Here is a 22,169-nt window from a genome sequence, read left to right as displayed (position 1 = left end):
GCTTGGGTATGCCTGACCAAAAATATGTCAGGTTATCTGATGAATTTACACCAGACTATCATAATTCAGGAAAAAAGTGTAGAGTGGAATTATCACTGCCATGGAGGTAACCGGATGTTTCTGCATAAAAAAAGCTATGAAATTATCGCCGAAGAGTTGCAGCGAATCATTGAATCCGGCCTGCTCAAGCCTGGTGACAAACTGGATACGATAGAAAATCTGGCCAAGCAGTATCACGTCAGCCGCTCCACCATCCGTGAGGCGTTGAGCCACCTCAAGGCCCTGGGGCTGATCGAGTCGCGGCAGGGCGGCGGGACGTTTGTCAAAAGCGCCCCGTTCCAATCAGCGGAAACCATGCTGCAGTTGAACAACCCGCAGGTGGAACTGCTGCAGATCATGCAGGTGCGCAAGATTCTGGAGATCGGTTGTGTGGAACTGGCCGCATACAACCGCACGGACGAAAACATCGAAGAGCTGGAGCGGATTCTCAAGCAGATGAAAGAAGCGCTGGGCAACGAAGAGATCAGCCACCTCTACGACGTCAACTTCCACCTGGCCATCGCCCGCAGCACGCAGAACCCGATCCTGCAATCGCTGATCGAGAACTTCTCCTCTTCCCTGTTTCGCACGATGCAGGACATACGAAAGCTGTGGCTGCATACCGAGTCGGCCATGAAACTGTACGAGGAGCACAAACAGCTGGTGGAAGCGATCAAAAATCGTGACGCCAAACGGGGGATGGAGCTGATGGCCAAACACCTGCAGCGATCCGAACTGCCCTTGACCAAGGAAAACAAATGAGCAGCGAGCCCTCGGCTCCGCCTTTTTAGGACGGGCGGGGGCTCGTGCCGTTTTTTTGCAGCGTCAACCGATCAAAAGATTCAAAATTTTTCTTGAATCTTTTTTTCCTGCTTTTTATAATCGAAGTAATCATTCACCAAAAATTCATCAGATGACCTTACTACATGACGAATGACTCTCGTTCATGTCCACCGGAAAGGAGGGCGCTGCCGGACATTTGCCTTACTGTTTTTGCAAACGCTTTCTTTGATTCGCATACAGTACGCTCGTGACGGAACGGACTCTCAACCACCAATTCATCAGGTGACCTTATTACTTTGTCGTGCTTCCTGCTTTGAACTCATGTAGAAACGGGGTGTTTTTCCATGACGTGGACACAAACAGTCGCTCCCCTCAATGGGAGTATCGTACTCTCGGCCCTGGCGGCACTCGTCCCGATTCTGTACTTCTTCTGGGCCTTGGCGATCAAGCGCATGAAAGGGCACGTGGCCGGAATCACCACGCTGCTCCTGGCCGTGCTCGTCGCTGTATTGGTCTACGGCATGCCGGTCCGGATGGCGGTCATGTCGTCGGTTCAGGGAGCTGTTTACGGCCTGCTGCCGATTGGCTGGATCATCATCTGTGCCGTGTTTTTGTACAAGCTGACGGTGAAGACGGGCCAGTTTGATTTGATCCGCGCCTCTGTCGTGTCGATTACCGAAGACCGTCGATTGCAGGTGCTGCTGATCGCTTTTTCATTTGGCGCGTTTCTGGAGGGGGCGGCCGGCTTTGGCGCTCCGGTGGCTATCACGGCCGCACTGCTGGTCGGTCTGGGCTTTCACCCGCTTTACGCCGCCGGCCTCTGTCTGATTGCCAACACTGCACCCGTCGCATTTGGCGCGATCGGCATTCCCATCCTCGCCGTGGAGGGGCCGACAGGGGTGCCCGCGATGGAGATTTCCAAGATGGTCGGGCGGCAGCTTCCGTTTCTCTCCGCCTTCGTGCCGTTTTACCTGATCGTCATCATGGCAGGGGTAAAAAAAGCGGTGGAGGTCCTGCCGGCGATTCTCGTCTCCGGCGTCTCGTTTGCGCTTACCCAGTACCTCACGTCCAACTTCCTGGGACCGGAACTGCCCGACATCCTGTCCGCGCTCGTCTCCATCGTGGCGCTGGCGCTCTTTCTGAAAGTCTGGAAGCCCAAGCAGGTGTTTCGCTTTTCCGCCGAGCAGGCCTCCTTTGAACTGGCGGCCGCTGCCGCTTCAGCAGGGCACGCCGGCCCAAAGCATTCCTCTTTGCAGGTAGTCAAGGCGTGGTCGCCGTTTGTCATGCTTACCGTCTTCATCTTTCTCTGGGGACTCCCCCCTGTCAAAAAGGCCCTGCTCGGCACATACGAGGGGAGCAATCCCCTGCTGAACCTGCTTAATCCGCTCGGGAAGCTGCTTACCTTTACGCCGGAAGTCCCCGGCCTGCACAAGCTGATTATCGACACCGCCGGCAACCCGATGGCCGCCGTGTTCAAGCTGGAACTGCTGGCTGCTGCCGGCACATCGATCCTGGTCGCCGCTGTCGTGACCAAGTTCATCGTCAGGATATCCTGGAAAGATTGGTGTTCCACTTTTGCCGAAACGCTGCACGAACTGCGCTTCCCGATCGTGACCATCGCCTCGGTTGTCGCGTTTGCCTACGTGACCAATGCGTCCGGCATGAGCACGACACTGGGGACCCTGCTGGCTTCAACCGGCGTGCTGTTTCCATTCTTTGCGCCGTTCCTCGGGTGGCTCGGCGTGTTTATCACCGGTTCCGACACGTCGTCCAACCTGCTGTTCGGACATTTGCAAAAAGTGACGGCCACGCAGTTGGGGGTTGATCCCGTCCTGGCGATTGCCGCCAACACCAGCGGGGGTGTCACCGGAAAGATGATCTCGCCGCAATCGATTGCAGTCGCCTGCGCCGCCGTCGGGTTGGCCGGCAAGGAGGCCGACCTCGTCCGCTTTACGCTGAAGCACAGCATCATCCTGGTGGTGCTGGTCGGCCTGATCACGTTCCTGCAATCCAACGTCCTGTCGTGGATGATTCCGTGACGCGCTCGAATCGCTGATGGGCGCCGCGACTTGGCATGAAAAAAGAGCGAAGCAGACTCGTGCTGCTTCGCTCAGCGTGTAGACCATAACAGGAAAATGGCCGTCACGACAAAAGGGAGTCCGAACAGAAACAAGCGTCCCGCCCATTTCTGCCGCTGCTTGCGATCCTCCGCCGTTTCCGTCGCGTAGTTGGCGCGAATGCGGTCGCCGCTCAGCAGCGCTCCCGAACAGACCGCGCTGAACAGCCACGCCGCTCCGCCGACGACAGCAAACGTGTTCCAATAGCCGAAATACAGTCCGGCCGCCAAACAGGTCAGCCATAGCCCGGCACATACGACCGCGTACTTCACGAGACCACCCTCCCCCTTTTGCCTGCCATTCCTTTATTCGCGATTCGGATCTGCTGCGCCGATGCAGCAGCAGATGATGCTCATGCTGTGTCAGACGGCACCCCCGCTGGACGGTGCCATCCCCCACGGGACAGTCTTTTGTGCCATTGATCACGCCTGTGCGCGGTACACCTGTCTGCCCATTACATAGGTGGCCTCCACTCCGTACGACAGGTTCAGCACGGTAATATCCGCGTCGCACCCCGCCTCCAGGCGCCCTTTTTGCCCGCCCAGGCCCACGATCTCCGCCGGTGTCTGGGACGCCATGGCGACCGCTTCCGGCAGCGGCACGCCGCACAGGGTCACCATGTTCTGCACCGCCCGGTTGAGTGTCAAAATGCTGCCGGCCAGCGTGCCGTCCGCCAGTTTGGCCTGCGTTCCCCGCACGTGCACTGCCTGGCCGCCCAGGTCGTACACGCCGTCGCCGAGCGCCGCCGCCCGCATCGAATCGCTGACCAGGGCCAGGCGCCCAAACGACTTCAGCCGATACAAAATGCGCATCACGGCCGGGTGCACATGCTCTCCGTCGGCGATCAGCTCCGTGCTCAACTGTTCGTGCACCATCGCCGCACCGACCACCCCCGGCTCGCGGTGGTGCAGTCCCGTCATGGCGTTGAAGCAGTGGGTAAAGTGCTGCACGCCGCACTCCACCGCATGCTGCGCCTGGGCAAACGTGGCCCCGGTATGCCCGGCGGAGACGATGACCCCCTGCTCCTTCAGCCAGCGGATCGCTTCCAGCGCTTCCGGCTGCTCCGGCGCGATCGTCACCACCTTCAGCAGTCCGTCTGCCAGCTCGTACAGCCGGCGCACCTCCGCCAATTTGGGTGCGACGATGTGGGCCTCGTTTTGCGCCCCTTTGTAGCGCGGATTGATCCACGGCCCTTCCAGGTGAATGCCCGCGACAGCCGCTCCCTCCGTCCCGGCTCGGCTGACCGCGGCGATGTTGCGGATCGCCTTTTCCAACTCCGCGTAAGGGGCTGTCATCGTCGTCGCCAAAAACGACGTGACGCCGAATCGGGCCAGCGCCCGGGAGATCGTCATAAGCGACTCCGGCGTCCCGTCCATCGTGTCGCAGCCGGCGATGCCGTGCATGTGTATGTCGACGAACCCCGGGCAAATCCAGCCGTCCTTCACCGTCTCCACCCGTTCCGGCAGCGGTCCGGCGTACCCGGCTGACGTTCCCGCGTAGGCGATTGTGCCGCCGTCCACGACGACCAGGCCGTCAGCCACGCACGTGCCGCCTGTGACCACCGTTCCCCGCAGGGCAAATGCTTGCTTCATCCTCCATCCCTCCATCTGCTGTCTTGCTTCATCGCGTGCTGCCGCCCGGTCGGATGATGGCCGCAGGTGCCTGCCGGCGCTCTCAAGCGATGCCGCGCGGCTACGGCGATAGCCGCTTTTCCAGCTCAATCTCGTCGCGCAGCGGGATGCCGTCACTGCCAACGGTCGGGATTTGCGGCTTGAGCCGACGCGCCTGCTCCACAGCATTGCGGTGGACAGCGACCAGTACGTACCCCCGCTTTTGGTAAAAGCGCAGGGCATTCAGGTTGTCGTTGGTCGTCAACAGCCAAACGCGATCCATTCCGCTGTCGCGCGCCACCCGTTCCACCGCCAGCATCAAGGAGGTGCCGACGCCGATGCCTTCCCTCACGCTGTCCAGCGAGACCACCTGCAGCTGGCCGTCGGCGACAGCGTAGGTCACCAGCCCGACAAGCTCCTCGCCGCAGAAAGCGGCAAATCCGGGCAGCTCGTCACAGGCAAACACCTGCAGTCCGTGGCCGTACACCATGTTTGAGCTGCCCCAATGCTCACGGAGAAAGCCGCCCAGCCACAGCCGGTCCGACTCGACCAGGGCTCTGACACGAATTTCGTTCATGCTCGTTCCCCCTCTATTGTATCGCAATCACCCCGCCAGCCGAACACATAATGCGCCGATAGAGGCGAGGTTCCCGACGGGGTTCCGTCAGCACTCTGGCGAACAGCATTACGATCTATTTTTCAACCTCGGTGCCATCGACGGTCGACAGCTTGACAATCAACGCCCACTTTGCCAGTTTTAGCCGCTCGGGGGAGAAATCCATCACGTGCATGGCGTTTTCATCCGTCGCCTGCATGCCCCAGACGGCTACTTGTTCCCCTTCCGAAACCTGTACACTGTCGTGAAGTTGAATCAGCCCTCTTGCCATATGTTTACGCCCGGCGTCCAGTTCCGTCCGGACGCTGGACTGTTCGCTGTCGTCGGCAAAAGCGGAAGTGACCACGTATCGCGTGCTGGCTTCGTTGTTGGCGTCCGACTCTCGTACGGAGATGAGAAACTGGCCGTCGTAATGCCTGTTATTGGTTGACGCGCGGGTCATTGTGTCAAACGCCTGCCCAATGTCCGTTTTGACGCCGTTTTCCCACACCTCAACCACAGCCCGGATCGTCTCTTTCTTTCCTTCGTAGGACACTTTGACGGCCCCTGACATGTCTCCCAGGAACGGTTTGAATTTTTGGGCATCTCCGGCGAACAAATCGACAGATTCGATGTGCAGCATGCCCGGCTGCGTCCGCTCGGAATTGGAGCATGACAGGAGCAAAAGCGACGACAGCACAAACAGAACGATGCGCAGCATGCCCAAGGTGTGCCACCCTTCCCTTCTCCCGCATGAATGATTTCATCTCATCTGTCCGTATGCTGCTCACCGCCGCGCGGGGGACGTGCGGGAGCCTTCGACGGCCGCGATCCCGGCCGTGATGCCATTTACGTCCGGCCGGCGAAACGTGCCATCGCCTGTTCCGTTTCCTCAACCAGACGGCGCATCAGCGTCCCCGCGTCCATCTGGCGGGAGAGACCGCTCCCCTGGCCAGCCCACATCGACAGGTAGTCGCGCTCGCGCTGTTTCGCCGCGGCCTGCCGGATGTCGCGGGTCAAGGCGTTTTGCACCGGATAGGGCGGCACTTCATCCCGGTACGGGGCAATCTCGCGCATGAACCGGTTGCAGACGCCCCGCGCCGGCTTGCCGGAAAACGCGATCGTCAGCGCCGTCTGGTCATCGCCTGCCTCCAGGATCGCCTGTTTGTGCAGCGGATGGGCGCCGCTCTCCGTGCAGACCAGAAACGCCGTGCCCACCTGTACAGCCTCTGCCCCCAGTGCCAACGCGGCAGCGATCCCCCGCCCGTCCATGATGCCGCCGGCGGCAATGACCGGGATATTCAGCCTGTCCGCCAACTGCGGCACCAGGGCCATCAAGCCGATCAGGTTGTCGGGGGAATCGGGCAAAAACGAGCCGCGATGCCCGCCTGCCTCGCTGCCCTGCGCGACCACCAGGTCGACGCCGCTCGCCTCCAGCGCCACGCCTTCGCGCACCGTGGTGGCGGTGCCGATCACCGTGACCCCTCGCCGCTTCAGCTCCGCCATCCAGCGCTGCTCGAGGATGCCGAACGTGAAGCTGAACACAGGGACCTCCTCCTCCAGCACCGCCGCCATCTGCTCTTCAAACGGTTCGGCAAACCGGCCGACTTCCGGGTCTTCGGGGATGCCCAGCCGCCGCCGCGCTTCGTTCATCAGATGCCGGACGTTTTCGCCCGGACGCATGTCGCCGGTGACCTCCTCCGGGATAAACAGGTTGACCGCAAACGGTTTGTCGGTTAATTGACGGATGGCGCGAACCGCGCTGCGGATCTGCTCGCCGCTCATGTACCCCGCCCCGAGGGAGCCCAGTCCGCCCGCCTCCGAAACGGCGGCGACCAACTCGGGTGTCGTCGCCCCGCCCGCCATAGGGGCCTGGATAAACGGCCACTGCACATGCAGTCGTTGGGTTACCGCGTTTGTTGGCCACATGAATGACACGCTCCTTCCCCATTCAGAATCAGCGTTTTCCGGATCGGCCTTCGCCATCCGGGCCCAAGAGTTCCAGAAAATGTTCCAGAATCCGCGCGGTCAGCCCCCAGATCACGCGTCCCTCCACCCGGTAAAACAAGTGGTGGACGGTGCCGGTCCGCCACGGATACCGCTTGCCGCCCGGTATCAGATGATAGGGGTAGTCCGCTCCCGGCTCCACCTTCATCTTCACCGGGTACGCCTCGGGCCGGGTGGCGGCAAGCGTTTGCAGCGGCACGCAAAACACCTCTTCCACTTCGGCCGGATTGGGCGACATGCCCGCAAGCGAGTCGATCTGCCCGACGAACGGGTAGATGCAGGCAAACGGCGTCACCATCGTATCCAGCGTCCCGACCTGGCGGATGCGTTCGGCGGATAGCCCCAGTTCTTCGCTCGTCTCGCGCCGGGCCGTCTCCCACGGGGAGGCGTCTCCCTCTTCGGCCCGCCCTCCCGGAAAACAGATTTCGCCGGCCTGCCGCCGCATCGTGCGCGCCCGCTTTTCAAACAGCACGGCCAACGTTCCGTCCTCCCGCTCCACCAGCGGCACCAGCACGCTGAAGCGGCCCAGGCTGTTCTCTCCCATGATGCCGGGCTGGCGCTGCCGCAGCGCGTCGGCAATTCCGGTAACGGACAGAGAATGGTGATGCGTCGGTTCTTTCTGGTTCACTCGCCGCCCTCCTTTTCATGATGGCGCTTCCATGGGGAGAGAGCCGCTCCCCCCTGTACCGCCAGCCGGGAACGAACGGACGCCCAGGCGTTCTCCCACTCGGCTCCGCCTGTTCCGTCGCATCGTTTCGATCATTTCGTTCCTGATGGTCAACTCCCTATGTAGCGGGACACCTCCAGCAGATTGTGGTCGGGATCGCGGAAATAGACGGACAGGATGTTCCCCGTCGCGCCCGTCCGCTCCACCGGCCCTTCCACAATCGCAACTCCGCAGTCGTGGAGATGTCGGATCACTTCCTCCAGCGGGACGGACGCGATCAAACAGAGGTCGGCCGAGCCGGGAACGGGGTGATGCGCCTTTGGTTCAAATTCCTGGCCCGCCTGGTGCAGGTTGATCTTTTGACGGCCGAACTGCAGCGCCTTTCTGCCCCCGCCAAAGGTGACGACTTTCATCCCCAGCACCCGTTCGTAAAAACGGCAGGTCTCCTCCACATCCCGGACGGTCAACACGAGATGATCCAGCCTGTCGATCATCATGCTCCCTCCTCCCGACAGAGACGCTCTCTTTCGGCGCAGCATGGGCATCGCTTACCAAAAAGACGCAGTCCCTTTTCATCAGGGTACCACGTCTTTTGACAGGCTGAAACTGGTATTTGATTTTCGCTGGGGCCATTTTTATGTTACCGCAAGCTGTCCAGGGCATAGTCCCGCTCCACTTTGCAGATGCGGGTGACGTAGTGTTCGTACCAGACGGTTTTTCCTTTCTCTTGGGCGGCCCGATGCTCCTCATGACGCTTCCACTCGCGGATTGCCTCCAGAGACGACCAGTAGGAGACGGTCACGCCGAAGCCGGACCCGTCACGCACGCTCTCGACGCCGAGAAAGCCCGGCTGCCCGGAAGCAAGCCGCACCATGCGCTCGGCCATTTCGCCGTAGCCGTTCTCTCCCTCCGTTCGCTGCGACGTGAAAATGACGGCGTAATAGGGTGGGTCCGGTGTCTTGGCAAATCGGTCCATCGTGGGGGTGTCCTCCTGTCAGATCAACAGCCCGATCCTCCGTACAGCCGAGAATGATTCCTTCCGTGCTCGACCAGCCGCTTACAGACCGCTGAACTTGTTAGTTGTTGGGGATTTGATTTACTCTACTTTATCCAGCATGTACAAATTGAATTTTTTCTCTTCTCGATAACCGATATTTGGTTCGCCAAAAGAGAATGGTAAAAACCATCGGATAACGTTGTAACTATTCTCAATCATCCTCTTCACATTGTCTGTATAGGTGATGGTTGTCTCGACGCCAACACCGCCAATCACAAAATCTTTGTTTTCTACCAGACTGCTAATTTCTCTGGAAAGTCTTTCATAAAACCAGCGATTTCTCTCCGACACATGATCTACATCCAATTCCGGATATCGGTCCAGATCGAACCATGCAGAAAGCTCGTAGATGCCGTTGTTCTTTTGTACGTAGCACCCTCCATGTACCGATTGGTTTACCATGCAGCGAACAAAGCAAATCTTTCCCTGCTCGATATGTTCATGCAACAGGGCAAGGTCGGTATCTGGAGATAAGAAATGTTGATGATGATATTCCCAATCCTCGATGATTTCGATCTCGATAATGTCGCAAATGACATTGTTTTTGCGAAGCATCTTGTTACATTCTGAAAATTCGATACCCCTCCTTGTATAGAGGGTTACGTTTAATTGGGCCCCCATTCGATCACCTCAGTCTAGTAAGCGTAGAACCCTATCCGAAAAAGCACCAGGGTAAAGACTAACGAATTCACCATTCTCTTTAACCCGCAACAAATTATTTCCTCGAATAAAGTAAATCTCTCCCGCTTTCTCATCACGAACTACTTTATCATGTACTTTAAAAATATCGTTCGCAAAATTCTTGTATTCTTCATAGTTATTTAATTCCGGGTAGTCGAATCTATGTTTCCCCCATTTCGTACCTAATTGATTGTTATTAAAAATAATATCTTTAAAAGGAATATTTACTTTTGGGGTTTCATTTATGAGTTTAACTGCTTCCTTAGTTATTTTTCCTCCCTTTTTAAAGAAAGCCATGCTTGCTACAAGTGGTCCTTTACGGGCTTCCCATAAAACCGTAAAAATTTCCTGATCGCCAGCTAAGAATAATTCTGTTAAACTGTTATACTTATCTCGCCCCAAAGAGACATCCACATACGCATACCCCAGCAAACGATCAGTTACTTCTCCTCTTTCATTTAAATAGCCAAGCCCACGTTCGTATACATCACGTGCAACATGAGTGCTCCACTTGTTCAATGTTGCTTCGTAAGCGATGACACTGTGGAGGAACTCTTCGTTATACTGGCCGGAAACCGGACCATCATAGAATTGCATCTTGATCAAGTATTCCTGCATGCGTTTAATTTTCTCTGCCTGAATCGTCCGGTTATATTGATCAATTAAAACTTGCAAATCGTATTCCTCAGGATCTGTTGTATTTCTTACTGAAATCCAGGAGTGAATAGGATATGCAGGAGCGTCTGTTGCGATAATCTCTACCTTATACATACCATTCTCGGCATACGAGCCTGCATTCGGCTGATTCACCCGCCCGTCCCATGTGAAATACAGATAGGTTTTGGCCGGCAGATTAGTCCGAATTTCTTCGTATACCACGAGGTTGGAACCTGACCGCTTCACCTTAATAACCGCCTGAGGATGACCTTCGTAGAATCTCCATCGTAACGTGACAGACTTTTGAAATCCGGGGGTACTGTCTACTACACCATACTTGGAGACTCTTTCCACGTGATGAAACCCTGCCCGGTAGCCTCCGCCTATTTCAGGAACAGCTCTTTTTGTCACTCGGGCAGATCTTTCGTCAGGACTGCCATTGTCCCAAATCACCTTGGCGTAATAAGTCCCTGTCTCTTCCGGGATAAATAGCGTGTCCTCCTGATTGGCGTAAAACGTTTTGAGCGGGTTCCCGTCCTTATCCTCTAAGATGAGCACATTTGCGGTTACATAAAGGTTCATGTCCGCCAGCTCATCCAGCGCGAGCTTGAAGTAATCCACGTCATACGGAGACGACAGTCGATCCGTGTAGATTTCGTCCCACTCCGCTGGTGTAGCAGTCTCCCGGGAGTGGTCCAAATCAGCTTCCACTGTCAAACGGGTTGTGACGGCTACACTGTTGGCACCCGGTTCCACTTTCACGAAGTAGGTCGTGTTTCCTTGCAGGATTGCTTCCACTTTGGAGAACAGCTTTCCGTACGGACCGTCGTGGTTGTCGTTTAGCGCAATCTCGTTTTGCAGCAGCGGATCGGCATAGAGGCGAAGAATCGTATCCGCTTCCGCCCCGTTCCCTTGGTACGGAGACGTAAACAGGCGATAGAGCCCGGTTTTACCAGTTGTAAATTTGAAGTAAGCCGCCTCTCCTTGTCCTTTGTTCACATCCGCAAAGGAATCAACAGCGATGTCTGTAAAAGAGAGGCTCGATCCCTCTCCGGCCTGGACCATAAAGTGTTCATGGTACCCCGATACCACGACTGGACTATCTCCCGTTACCGTGACGACCAGTTTCCCTTGTGCCGGTGTGGAAAGGGTATTGGCAACCGAGTCGGTGTTTTCGCGGATCAGTGCGCCGTTTTGGTCATACAGTCGATAGGAGACCTTTCGTCCGGTTCCCTCAATATCAACAGAACTGGTCCACTGGCTCGTGTTGACAAAAGCATACGTTTCGCCCGGGTAAATCGACTGTTTAAACAACGCTGGTTGTTTACTGTCCTGCTCTTCGAACCAGGAACGGAACGCGTTAAAGGTGACGGGATCCTCGGAAGTCACCGTCACGACCAGCTTTCCGCCCGCAGGAACAGTCTTGCTCGAACCGGTTGCATCCCTTTGTTGCGCGTAACCGTCTCCGTCCGCATTATAGATCGCGTAATCAAACGTACGGGCCGATGAGGAAGAGGCATCCATCGCCACTTCCTGGATGTCCACGCTCTTGTTGACAAACACATGCGATTGCCCTTTGGACAGGGTTTTGGTAAGCAAAATTGTCTCGGCCGTCTCTTCCCGGAAAAGTTCATAGTACCCCGCAAACGTTACCGGCTCATCCGTGGTGACGGAAGCCACAAGCTTCCCCCCCGCCGGTACCGTCAAGGCCGTTCCCGCAGAGTCGTGGTTTTGCCTGTACAGGGTTCCATCGCTTTTCCAAATCTGATAACTGAACTTCTGCCGAGACGAACCGGTCGTCATGATACTTGCGCTGTCGGCGCTCGTATTGGCTATGGCAATCGTTTCGTTTTTGGACACGGTCTTTTTCAACAAGGCAGGGAAAGGAATTTCGTACCCTTCAAAGGCTGAGGCAAACCCCTTAAAGGTGACGGGGTGATCGGCTGTGACCGTCACCACCAGCCTGCCGCCTGCCGGGACCAATTTGTAGGACGCTTCGGCATCGCTGTCCTGCTCTTGCTCCGTACCGTCGCTTTTGTATTTCGCGTAATCGTAAATCCGCGTGCTCGGAGATGAAGTTGCGCCATCTATATCAATTTTTTGGATCTTGTCGCTTTTATTGACAAAAACATAGCTTTCCCCCGGCTGCAATGTCTTCACTAGCAAAGCGTCCGACGGCTCTTCTTCCCGAAAAATCTCCTCGTACCCGAAAAACATGATCGGGTCATCCGAGGTGACCGTGGCCACCATCTTTCCGCCCGCCGGTATCGTCACACTGGTGGCTTGTGTGTCAAAAATGCGGGAGGAAACCGTCCCGTCGCTTTTCCACAATTCATAACTAAACCTGCGAGCGGACGAACCCTGTGCCGAGATGGCTGTGCTCTTTGTACTCGAGTTGACGATGCTGATCGTCTGGTTCTTAAAAACGGTCCTTTCGAACAAAGCCGGTTTGTCACTCTCAGTTCCAGTAAATACCGATTGGAACGCCTGGAAGTTCACCGGATTTTCCGATGTTACCGTAACGATAAACTTCCCGCCGGCGGGAACTGTTTTATACGTGGTGGATGCGTCTTTATCAAAGTCGTTCCCAGTGCCGTCCTGATTGTAAATGGCGAAATCGTACGTGCGTTTGTCCGTCTTTGAAGCGTCGATATTCACCTTTTGGCTGTCTCCGCTTTGGTTGACAAAGACGAAAGTTCTCCCTTTGGAAACCGTTTCGTTCACCAATACAGCTCCGCCTGTTTCTTCTACCTGGAAAATTTCGTAGTAACCGGCAAAGGTTACTGGTTGACTGGTCGTCACTTCGGCCACCAGTTTTCCACCAGCAGGGATAATAGGCGTTTTGGCGGAAGAATCAAACGCTTCAGCGTATACGCTTCCGTCGCTTTTGAACACCTGATAGCTGTATTTCTGAGTAGATGATCCGCTCGCGAGAATCGATTCGCTGCTGCCTCCCGTATTTAGGACAGCGATGGTTTCCCCTTTTCGCAGCGTCTTACGAAACAGGGCGGGTATCATACTTGTGGAGTACGTGAAATATTCGGTTGAGCCCTTAAAAACCATGGGGTTGCCGGTTACGGTGACGACCAGTTTCCCTCCGGCCGGTACGGTCTTGCTCGTCACTGTGGAATCCGTATCTTGATTCATCACGCTCCCGTCACTCTTGTAAACGGCATAGTCGTAGGTTCGGTTGTTGGACGAGGAGCCGTTTGTCGTAATGGAATAGCTGTATTTCGGTGAAATGTTGACAAAAACGACCGTTTCGCCCTTTTCCACCGTCACTTCAAACTTGTCGACGGCGCGGACTTCTCGTTGCGGTTGCGCATCCACTTGTTCTTCGCCTTGAGATTCGTCCGCCTGTATCTGATCTTCTTGCTCATTTACGGGTGATTCGGGTTGGTGTTCATCCGCCACCGCTTCCGAATATTTTTCCTTTTCGCCGTTAGCTACTACCTCTACCGAGATATTTGTGTCTTTGCCTTTGTATGTCACGGTGACGACGGCGCTCCCCTTGGAGAGGCCCGTCAGTTTTCCCCGTTTGACTTTTACCACCGATTCGTTATCTGACTTCCAGGTCACCTTTTTTGTAACATCATGGAGCGTTTTATCCGACCAACGTGCGGTTATCTGGACGTTTGTCGATTCTCCTTCTTTCAAGGTTACTTTTGAATGAGAAGGCTTCATTTCCACCAGTTCGACCTCTGACTCGCTGGCAGAAGGCGGCATCTGTTCTGCGGATGCCGATTGTCCCGGATGCATCACTTCTTGGGTAGGTGTCATCTCTTCTGCATAAGCCGTTTCCCAGGGGGTAACGGATGGCACCACACCAGTTACCAGCATGGCCGCAACGACAAGTTGAACAAAAAATCGTTTCATTCTTCCTCTCAAACACAAAACCTCCAAACATGTTAAAAATAACCACATGTTTGTTATCGGTAATCCTTTCTTTTTATTTAACATGTTAGATATTTTTGAATATTTTGCCTGTTAACCCAGACGCGGAAGAATACTACATCCCTGATGCCTCCTCATTCAGATGTTTCTTTCGTTTTTTCCATACCAACAAAAAAACAACCTAACGCGGCAGTATGCCACCTTAGGCTGTTTTGCTATCGCTCAAACGTCCTGCGAATTCGCATGCGCTACAACTCCATCACCGGAATCCCGTTCTCCGGCGCGACCGGCTTCACGGGGCGGCCGCCGGAACGGACCAGCGTGTAATACTCGTAGCAGCCGATCACCCCGTAGTCTCCCTCCATGACGCCGGGGTAGGCGCGGTTGACGGAATAGACCTGGCTTTGGTGGGCCCGGAGCGCCTCCCCTTTGCGGTCGCGGTAGCGGGTGATGTCCACCTTGCCGGTGATCGGCACGGCGGGCGCCGGTCCTTTGTCCGGGCAATGGTCGTAGTAGTGCGGGATGGAGACGAAGTACAGATCGGGCCAATCGTCTGGCGGCAGTACCTGCTCCGCCTGCTCCACCGCCATGCCGGTCGCGCGGCAGACGGCGATGTGGTCGGGATGGCCCGTCACCCCGTCGGGGGGAAACGTGACCACCACGTGTGGCCTCCACTCCACGATGGCGGACGCCAGCCGTCCGGCCAGTTCGCGGGGATCCACTTCGGCCAGCCCGCCGTCGGGATAGCGGTACAGCTCCAGCCGCGTAATGCCGAGGATGTTCGCCGCTTTGGCCAGCTCCTGTTCGCGGTGGCGGGCCAGCGCCTCCCGGCTGTCAAGCGCAAACGGGCCGGAACGCCCCTTGCAGCCGGACGTGACGCAAATCAGGCAGGTCTCCTGTCCGGCCTCGCTGCATTTGGCCAGCGTCCCGCCGCAGGCAAACGATTCGTCGTCGGGATGGGGAAAGACAAACATCAGTCGTTTCACGATCACACCTCCCTCTCGCCGGCCCGTTTCTCCAGATAGGCCAACCCTTTGGCAATAACACCGAAGATCGGATCGTTCTGCGCCTTGTCGATGGTCACCTGCGGCGTGTAGCGGCGGGCGTGCTCGATGACGATGCGGCGGACGCGCTCGTCGTTTTGCAGCACGCCTCCCTGCAGGATCATCTTGAACGGCTGCTCTTTCATCCGCAGCCGCTCGATGACGGCGCGGGCGGCGAGAAACAGCTCTTCGCCGGCGGCCTTGAGAATTGACGCGGCCACCCGATCCTGCGAGTCGGCCGCCTGGCTGACGAACGGCGACAGTTCGCCCACCTTTTCCACGGAGTAGTCCGGGCCGTACGTCCAGTTAAACAGTTCCTCCACCCGGTCGAGCCCCAGATGCGGCAGCAGCAGGCTTTCCAGCAGCGTCGGCTCACCGCGGCCGTCCGCCGCTTTCAATACAGCCATGATCGCTTGTTTGCCGATCCAGTACCCGCTGCCCTCGTCGCCGACGCGGTGACCCCATCCGCCTGCGCGCGCCGTCTCGCCCGCCCGGTTCACCCCGAACGCGATCGAGCCGGTCCCGGCGATCACGAGAATGCCCGGCTCTCCGTTGGTCGCTCCCAGCAGGGCGGCAAAGCCGTCGTTTTCCACGATCAGGTGGCGGACGCGAATCCGCAGCATCTTCAGGACGTCGCGGACCATGCCCGTGATCACCTGCCGGTCGTGCTCTGTATCCAATCCAGCCAGGCCAAATACGGCGCACTCAATCTCCCATGCTGTACGGCTCATGCTGTCGTGGGGAGCGGCTGTCGGCAGCCGCCCCGCCGCCTCATTCAGCGCCTGGCTGATTGCGGCCGCCAGTTCCCGCGCGGCCGCTTCCCTGCCAATCCCCTGGTAGTTGCAGGAACCCGCCCGTCCCGCACCCAACGTCCGCTTGGACCGGTCTGTCAGAACAGCGAGGCATTTCGTGCCGCCGCCGTCCACGGCCAGCAGGGGAATGTGTACCGCTGTCATTTCCGTTCACTCCATTCGGCCATGACCTGATCCAAATAGCGCATCGCCTGGTCGCACGCCTCGCGGGCCTGCTTCAGCCAGGCCATTTCTGCCTGCAGCGACTGCTTTCGTTCGCCGATCATCCGCTTCATTTCGTCCGCATTGGGTCCGCCGGGCAGCTTGCGAACGGCGACGAAATATACCGGATCGAGCGCCTGACGAAGCTGCTCGTCCGTAATCGTCAGCGTCCGTCCAATGACAGCCAAAGCGGCCTGATTGACCAGCTCGAGGCTGATTTGGTCCGCCCGCAGCCCTTGGGCCGCCGCCTCCTTCACCACGCGGCTGACGATGTGGTGCGCCGTGCGGAAGGACAGACGGTCGATGCGCACCAGCGTGTCGGCCAGTTCCGTCACCGTGGCGAAACTGCCTTTGGTCCGTTCCAGCAGCCCCTCCTTGTTTACGTCCATCGTGCCGACCACACAGGCCATCAGGCGGTACATCTGCTCCAGGACGGACAGGCTGCGCCAGGCGTACGGCTGCATGTCGTCCTCCGTGTCAACGATGTCGCCAAACGGCGTATTGTGCATCATCGTCAAGACGACAGCGGCGTTGCCCGCGCTGGACGATAGCATGGAGCGCATGTGTTCAAACGAGACAGGATTGCGCTTCTGCGGCATGATCGAGCTGATCTGAACATACGGGTCAGCCACTTTCAGCACGTCAAACTCCTGCGTGCACCACTGCAGCATATCCTGCACCGTCCGCCCCAGGTTGATTGCCGCCACCTGCACGGCGGCCGCCGTTTCGCCCAGGTAGTCCGCCCCGCCGATCGCGTCGTAGGAATTCTCCACCAATTCGTCAAAGGCGAGCAGCTGCCGCATTCGCTCCCGGCTGATGGGAAAACCCGAGGTGGTCAGCGCCGCCGCTCCCATGGGACTGCGGTTGCAGGTGCGGTAGGCGCTGATCAGGCGGCGGATGTCCCGCGACAGCGAGTCAGCCACGGCCGTGATGTAGTGGGCCATCGTCGTCGGCTGCGCCTGCTGGGTGTGGGTGTAGCCGATCATCACCGTCTCGGTGTGTTCTTGCGCAAACAGGAGCAAATGCTCTTTCAGAGAGAGTGCCGAAGCCAGCGTGGCCAGCAGCTTCTCGCGCAGCACCATGCGGTAGATGGTGACGCCCATGTCGTTGCGGCTGCGGGCCAGGTGCAGATTGCCGGCCACGTCCCCGGCCAGCTCCAAAAGACGGCTCTCTACCTGAAAGAACAAATCTTCAAACTGTCCGGTATAGGCTGAGCGGCGCAGCCCGTCCAGGTCGATGGCAGTGAGGGCGCGGGCAATCGCCTTCGCTTCGTCCTCCGTGATCAGCTTCTGTTCGCGCAGCATGATCAGATGCGCCTTGTTGATCGCCATCATCGGCGTCAGCAGATGGGTTTTCGCTTCCGAAAAAGCCGGTTCCAGCACGGCCTCCGCGTACGTCTTTCCGGGGAACCGGGCTCCTTCCCGTTGAAATATCCGCTCTTTGTAGTCCATTGACGTTTCTCCTTCCCTGCCGTTTCCTTTTCTGTTTTTTCGCGGTTCCCCACTGCCGGGGAGCCGGGAAAAGCGGGGAAGACGGCCGACTGCGGCCGTCTCTCCCGTCCCGTTTTCCTGCCTTATTGCTTCAAACTGACCATGTTGACGAACATGCGGATGGCTCCCGGCACCAGGGCGGGGATTTCACGGTACCAGACGAGCGAACTGTAGGTGTACGTCCCCTTGCCGTATTTTGCGGTCAGGAATGTGCCGGTAAACTCCTTCTCGCCCGGATCGCCGTTTGCAATCAGCTCCACGTACTCTTTGCCCCACTGCGACGGGTTGTAGGCGGAACGGTCCTGAATCCAGTTGTTCCAGTCTTCCTCCGTAATCTTGTTGGGTGTGTTGAAAATGGGATGATCCGGCGCAAGCATGGTAACTTTCGAGTTTTCATCGGTGACGCGCCATTCAATCAGCGGCGTGCCGATCGTGATCGGGTACGGCGCCAACTCCGGCTTCCAGTTGTCTTCCGGCTTGTGGTACTGCACCACCAGGTTGCCGCCGTTTTCCACGTACTTCAACAGGCGGGCATTGCTCGAAATCAGTTCGGGGCGGAACCCGTACGCCCGGATGCCCAGCACAATCGTGTCGTACTGGCTGAGGTCGCCAGACTCGATGTCCTTGGCGCTGAGGAGGGTGACGTTGACGCCGACCTGTTTCAGGTACTCGTCGATGTTGTCAAAACCGCTGGAGACGTATCCTACTTTCAACCCCTCCGGCACTTTCAGGTCAAACGCCTGGATCATCAGCTCCGCCGGTTGGACGTAATACGTGGTGCCGATGTGCGGATAGCGGATCACCTGGGCGCCATGGCGGCTTTCTTTTGCCCCCGCGCGCGCCACGGCCGTTACCGTGTACGTGCCCGATTTGACGGCGGCGGACGGCTTTACCGTAAACGCGACCGACTTGGTCTCCCCTTTGGCGGCAAACGCCAGCGGACTTGCCTTCGGTTCTACCGTCCAGCCTGCCGGAACGTCCAGCGAGATGTCCGCTTCCGCCGCACCCGGCTGGTAGTTCTTTACCGTCACCTTCACCGAAATCGGCTCTTGCGGCTTCAACGTGTTCAGAACAGCTGCGCCCGGGTCGAGCGACAGCGAGAACGGCGGCAGGACGGCGACAGCGTCAGACGGAACGACGCGGCTGACCGCGGTGGAGCCGAACGCCTTGTACGATACGTCCGCAGTGATGGACGGCGGCAGATACGGCTGGAACAGCGGGGCGTCTTTCGGCACCTCCACTTCGTACGCGGCCGTGACGGTCTGGTTGTACCCCACCTGGCCGAAGCTGGTCGCCCCCAACGGCTTGGCCCGCCATCCTTCCGGCACATTCAGCTTCAGGCTGACGTCTTTCAGCGGCACCTGTCCGCCGTTGTACGCCGTCACTTTTACGGTGGCAGTCTGACCGGCGACCAGTTCGCCTGTCTCCGGCCTTACTTTGGCCACCAGTGACAGCGCCTCCGCACTCGCCGTGTACAGCTGTCGTTCCTTTACCTTCAGACGGTGGGTCAGGTCTGCCCTGGTCGCTTCGTCCAGTTTGGCTTCCTGCACGACGGTCAGCGCCCTCTGCACGTCCGACAGCATGTCGTGCACTTCCCTGGCCACGTCGGCAAAGCGCGGGTAGGCGGCGATCACGTCGTCGGCGTCTTTTTGCAGGGTGCGAAGCTCCCTGGCCAGCTTTTCCCCGCCCGGCTTGCCGGCCACTTCCCGGGCCAGGTCGTCAAAGGTGTAGGCGATGCCTTCGAAAAAGTCCGATTCCCGGGCTTTGGACGGAACCGTCGACTGCTCCAGCTTGTAGTAGTTGAAGCTGGGCCCTTCGTCGTAGTGGCGCCCCATCCCCTGGCTCTTGTGCATGAAGCGGGATTCCTCGCCCAACTGCTGGTAAGACGCGCCGTACACCTCGTCGTACTCGCCGATCGGCACGCGAACCGTGTAGTCTTTCTCATCCGCCGGCACGTACAGCTTTTTGGGCTGCCAGGGGCGCAGCCCGTTTTTCAGATGCTCCGGAAACACGGACGGGTCGGCGGCGTCCTTGAACGCTTTTACCGTGATCACGTTGATGGCGCGGTGATGTCCGTGCGTGGAGGGTACGTTCAAAAACGCGGGGATGAGCACGTCCGGCCGCAGTTCGCGAATCTTGCGAATCAGCCGTTCGTAGACGACCTGTTCTCCCCATTTGGACAGTGTCTCATCCGGGCTCTTGGAAAAGCCAAAGTCGTAAATGGGGTCGTTGATCGATTCGCTGAGGATGTCCAGCGTGACGTTGGTGACCTTGGACGCTTCCTGCAATTCACGAGTACGGATAATGCCCAGTGCGTTGCCCAGCTCGCTGCCGATTTCGTTTTGGCCCCCTTCGCCGCGGTTGGCGATGATGCTGTACGTGTCCACACCCTTGCCGAGCGACAGGTACGCGAGCATCGCGCTGTGCTCGTCATCCGGGTGAGCCCCCGTGTTCATGGCGCTGGCGATGGTAGTCAACGGCTTGATCGCTTTGTACAAGTCGACCACTCCCCGGTCAGCATGGGCGGTCCGGGGCGCCATCGGCCATACCAGAGTGCCTGCCAGGGCCACGGCTGATACGACGGAAAACAGCTTGGCAAATGTCCCCTTTCTCAATGAACGCTCCTCCTTTTCCTTATTGGGATTGATGTATGCATCAATCATGGCCGTCCATGGAGCCTGTTCCTGCTGTCGCCATGGATTGACCTGAGGTAGCTGAAACGGACATGCACAGACGCTGCCGTCTGGTTTCGGGACGCTAAATCGAACGCAAACCTGCCTACACCGCAGTGCCCGCCTTGTCGCCAGCCAGTTTTCTGGAGATGAACAGGACGATGATGATGACCACAATCTGCAGCACGCCGTATGCGCACGCGGTGCCGAATTCAAACGTGTACATGCGCTGGAAAATGGCCACTGACAGCGGCATCGTCCGCGGCGTAAAGATCAGGATGGAGGCGACGAACTCGCCGATACACTGAACGAACGCCAACAGCGTGCCGGCCAAAATCCCGCCAAATGCCATCGGGAAAACGACGCGGCGGAAGCTGTACCACCACGATGCCCCCAGATTGCGCGCCGCTTCCTCCACCGACGGGTCCATCTGCATCAGCGTGGCCGATGTGGAGCGGAACACCAGCGGCAGATGGCGGACGAAATAGGCGAGCGGGATGATCCAGAACGTGCCGATGAGCACCTGGCCAAAGCTGAATACGGTCGGCTCACTGAACGCGGCGATCAGGTTGACGGCGACAACAGTGCCGGGAAGCGCCCACGGCAGCATGATCAGCACGTCGAGCAGCGTTTTGCCGCGAAAGCGCAGCCGCACCATCGCGTACGCCGCCGCCACCCCGAACAGGACGATGCCGACGGTGGCGATCGCACTCAGCTCCAGGCTGTTGGCAATCGGCCGCCAGGTCTTGCTGTCCGTAAACAGGTCGATGTAGTGGTCCAGCGTGTACTGCGGCGGCAGAATCTGCACCGTCCAGGTGCCGTCCACCGAGAACGAGATCAACACCAGCACGAGGATCGGCAGCATCAGGATGACGATGCCGATGAAGGCCAGCACTATGCAGACATAGCGGCCCGCTTTGCTTTTCACCTCGGTGCGGTGTACGCTGATGCCCTTGCTCATGTTCTGGTAGTTGCGCACCCCTTGGTACCAGCGCATCAGCAGCAAAAAGGCAATGGAGACGACGGACAGGACGGTCGACTGGGTGGCGGCCATGTCCAGATCGCCGTTGGTCCGGGACAGGTAAATCTGCATCGTCATCGTCCGGTCGATGCCGAAGATCAGCGGCGCCGTGTAGGACGCCATGGAGATCATGAACACCAGCAGCGACGACGCCACCATGGCTGGCGTGAGCATCGGCAAAATCACCCGCCGCCAGACGGTAAAGCGGTTGGCGCCCAGGCTAGCCGCCGCCTCTTCCAGCGACGGGTCAAGACCTTTGATCGCCGCCGATGCCGTCATGAAAAAATAGGTGTACATGGTAAAGGTGTGGACCACAACGACGCCCCATATTCCTTTCAGCGAAAACGGCACCTGTTCCAGCCCGAACAGTTCCTTGAACAATCGGGGGAATATGCCGCTTTCCCCGTACAAAAACGTAAACGACAGCACGCCGATGAGCGGCGGCAGCGCCATCGGCACCAGGGCGAGCACGGAGAGGATTTTCCGCCCCGGGAACTCGTAGCGCTCCAGCAAAAAGGCCATCGTCACGCCAACAATGCCGCAGGTAATGACACTCAACACGGATATGTATACGCTGTTCCAAAGCGCTTCCAGATTGGCCGTGTGCTCCAGGCTGAAGAAACGGGCGTAGTTTTTCCACGTAAACTGCCCGTCCACGTTGACGCTGGTGGCAAATGTTTCAAACAGCGGATAGATGACGTAGGCCAAAAGGATCAGGAACAGCGGCGAAACCAGCACGTAGACAAAGGACGGCGAAGCAGTGAAGGAGATCCGTTTGGACGGTGTCGCGGCTGGCTGCAGTTCTGCTTTCACAAGCTCCTCC

Annotated in this window: 17 protein-coding genes; 2 read left to right on the top strand and 15 right to left on the bottom strand. The window is 57.9% G+C overall.

Annotation, left to right across the window (positions count from 1 at the left end; translation table 11 throughout):
• Nucleotides 1-114 precede the first annotated feature (114 nt).
• Complete coding sequence (locus ETC00_RS10310) at nt 115-801, top strand: FadR/GntR family transcriptional regulator (RefSeq protein ID WP_171565918.1); 687 nt, start codon at nt 115-117, stop codon at nt 799-801.
• Nucleotides 802-1,166: 365 nt separating this feature from the next.
• Nucleotides 1,167-2,861 (top strand): L-lactate permease, encoded by a 1,695-nt coding sequence (locus ETC00_RS10305; protein WP_171565917.1) that lies wholly within the window; start codon nt 1,167-1,169, stop codon nt 2,859-2,861.
• 71 nt (nt 2,862-2,932) lie between these two features.
• On the opposite strand, the gene ETC00_RS10300 is transcribed toward ETC00_RS10305, so the two are convergent.
• The 15 genes from ETC00_RS10300 to ETC00_RS10230 all read right to left on the bottom strand — a co-directional run bounded on the left by ETC00_RS10300 (nt 2,933) and on the right by ETC00_RS10230 (nt 22,159).
• Nucleotides 2,933-3,211, bottom strand: a complete 279-nt coding sequence (locus tag ETC00_RS10300; protein ID WP_171565916.1) for a DUF5316 domain-containing protein — start codon at nt 3,209-3,211, stop codon at nt 2,933-2,935.
• A 150-nt stretch (nt 3,212-3,361) separates the two neighbouring features.
• The gene (nagA, locus tag ETC00_RS10295; RefSeq protein ID WP_171565915.1) at nt 3,362-4,531 is read right to left on the bottom strand and encodes an N-acetylglucosamine-6-phosphate deacetylase; all 1,170 of its coding nucleotides are present in this window, start codon (nt 4,529-4,531) and stop codon (nt 3,362-3,364) included.
• A gap of 100 nt (nt 4,532-4,631) precedes the next feature.
• Nucleotides 4,632-5,126, bottom strand: coding sequence for a GNAT family N-acetyltransferase (locus tag ETC00_RS10290; protein ID WP_171565914.1), 495 nt, complete (start codon nt 5,124-5,126; stop codon nt 4,632-4,634).
• 115 nt (nt 5,127-5,241) lie between these two features.
• Nucleotides 5,242-5,865 carry a hypothetical protein gene (locus ETC00_RS10285; protein WP_171565913.1) on the bottom strand — a complete coding sequence of 208 codons (624 nt, stop codon included), beginning with the start codon at nt 5,863-5,865 and terminating at the stop codon, nt 5,242-5,244.
• A 128-nt stretch (nt 5,866-5,993) separates the two neighbouring features.
• Entirely contained in the window at nt 5,994-7,073 is a 1,080-nt protein-coding gene (locus ETC00_RS10280; RefSeq protein ID WP_171565912.1) for an NAD(P)H-dependent flavin oxidoreductase, read from the bottom strand.
• A 28-nt stretch (nt 7,074-7,101) separates the two neighbouring features.
• The gene (locus ETC00_RS10275) at nt 7,102-7,779 is read right to left on the bottom strand and encodes an NUDIX hydrolase (protein ID WP_371808896.1); all 678 of its coding nucleotides are present in this window, start codon (nt 7,777-7,779) and stop codon (nt 7,102-7,104) included.
• Nucleotides 7,780-7,928: 149 nt separating this feature from the next.
• Nucleotides 7,929-8,315: a VOC family protein gene (locus tag ETC00_RS10270; RefSeq protein ID WP_253264281.1), complete on the bottom strand. Its 387-nt coding sequence runs from the start codon at nt 8,313-8,315 to the stop codon at nt 7,929-7,931.
• A gap of 143 nt (nt 8,316-8,458) precedes the next feature.
• Nucleotides 8,459-8,794, bottom strand: a complete 336-nt coding sequence (locus ETC00_RS10265; RefSeq protein ID WP_171565911.1) for an antibiotic biosynthesis monooxygenase family protein — start codon at nt 8,792-8,794, stop codon at nt 8,459-8,461.
• A 120-nt stretch (nt 8,795-8,914) separates the two neighbouring features.
• Nucleotides 8,915-9,430, bottom strand: a complete 516-nt coding sequence (locus tag ETC00_RS10260; RefSeq protein WP_171565910.1) for a hypothetical protein — start codon at nt 9,428-9,430, stop codon at nt 8,915-8,917.
• A 75-nt stretch (nt 9,431-9,505) separates the two neighbouring features.
• Nucleotides 9,506-14,101: an Ig-like domain-containing protein gene (locus ETC00_RS10255; RefSeq protein WP_171565909.1), complete on the bottom strand. Its 4,596-nt coding sequence runs from the start codon at nt 14,099-14,101 to the stop codon at nt 9,506-9,508.
• Between the two features lie 254 nt (nt 14,102-14,355).
• Complete coding sequence (locus ETC00_RS10250; protein ID WP_171565908.1) at nt 14,356-15,093, bottom strand: PIG-L deacetylase family protein; 738 nt, start codon at nt 15,091-15,093, stop codon at nt 14,356-14,358.
• Nucleotides 15,094-15,095: 2 nt separating this feature from the next.
• Nucleotides 15,096-16,106, bottom strand: a complete 1,011-nt coding sequence (locus ETC00_RS10245; RefSeq protein WP_171565907.1) for an N-acetylglucosamine kinase — start codon at nt 16,104-16,106, stop codon at nt 15,096-15,098.
• Nucleotides 16,103-17,614, bottom strand: a complete 1,512-nt coding sequence (gene argH, locus ETC00_RS10240) for an argininosuccinate lyase (protein ID WP_171565906.1) — start codon at nt 17,612-17,614, stop codon at nt 16,103-16,105. The genes ETC00_RS10245 and argH overlap by 4 nt, the downstream gene beginning before the upstream one ends.
• 122 nt (nt 17,615-17,736) lie before the next feature.
• Nucleotides 17,737-20,268, bottom strand: a complete 2,532-nt coding sequence (locus ETC00_RS10235) for an NEW3 domain-containing protein (protein WP_171565905.1) — start codon at nt 20,266-20,268, stop codon at nt 17,737-17,739.
• A 163-nt stretch (nt 20,269-20,431) separates the two neighbouring features.
• Complete coding sequence (locus ETC00_RS10230) at nt 20,432-22,159, bottom strand: ABC transporter permease (RefSeq protein WP_171565904.1); 1,728 nt, start codon at nt 22,157-22,159, stop codon at nt 20,432-20,434.
• Nucleotides 22,160-22,169: the final 10 nt, after the last annotated feature.

Origin of the sequence: Brevibacillus sp. MCWH, from assembly GCF_013096935.1 — a bacterium.
GTDB lineage: Bacteria > Bacillota > Bacilli > Brevibacillales > Brevibacillaceae > Brevibacillus > Brevibacillus aydinogluensis.
This window is presented reverse-complemented; position numbering and strand designations above follow the sequence as displayed.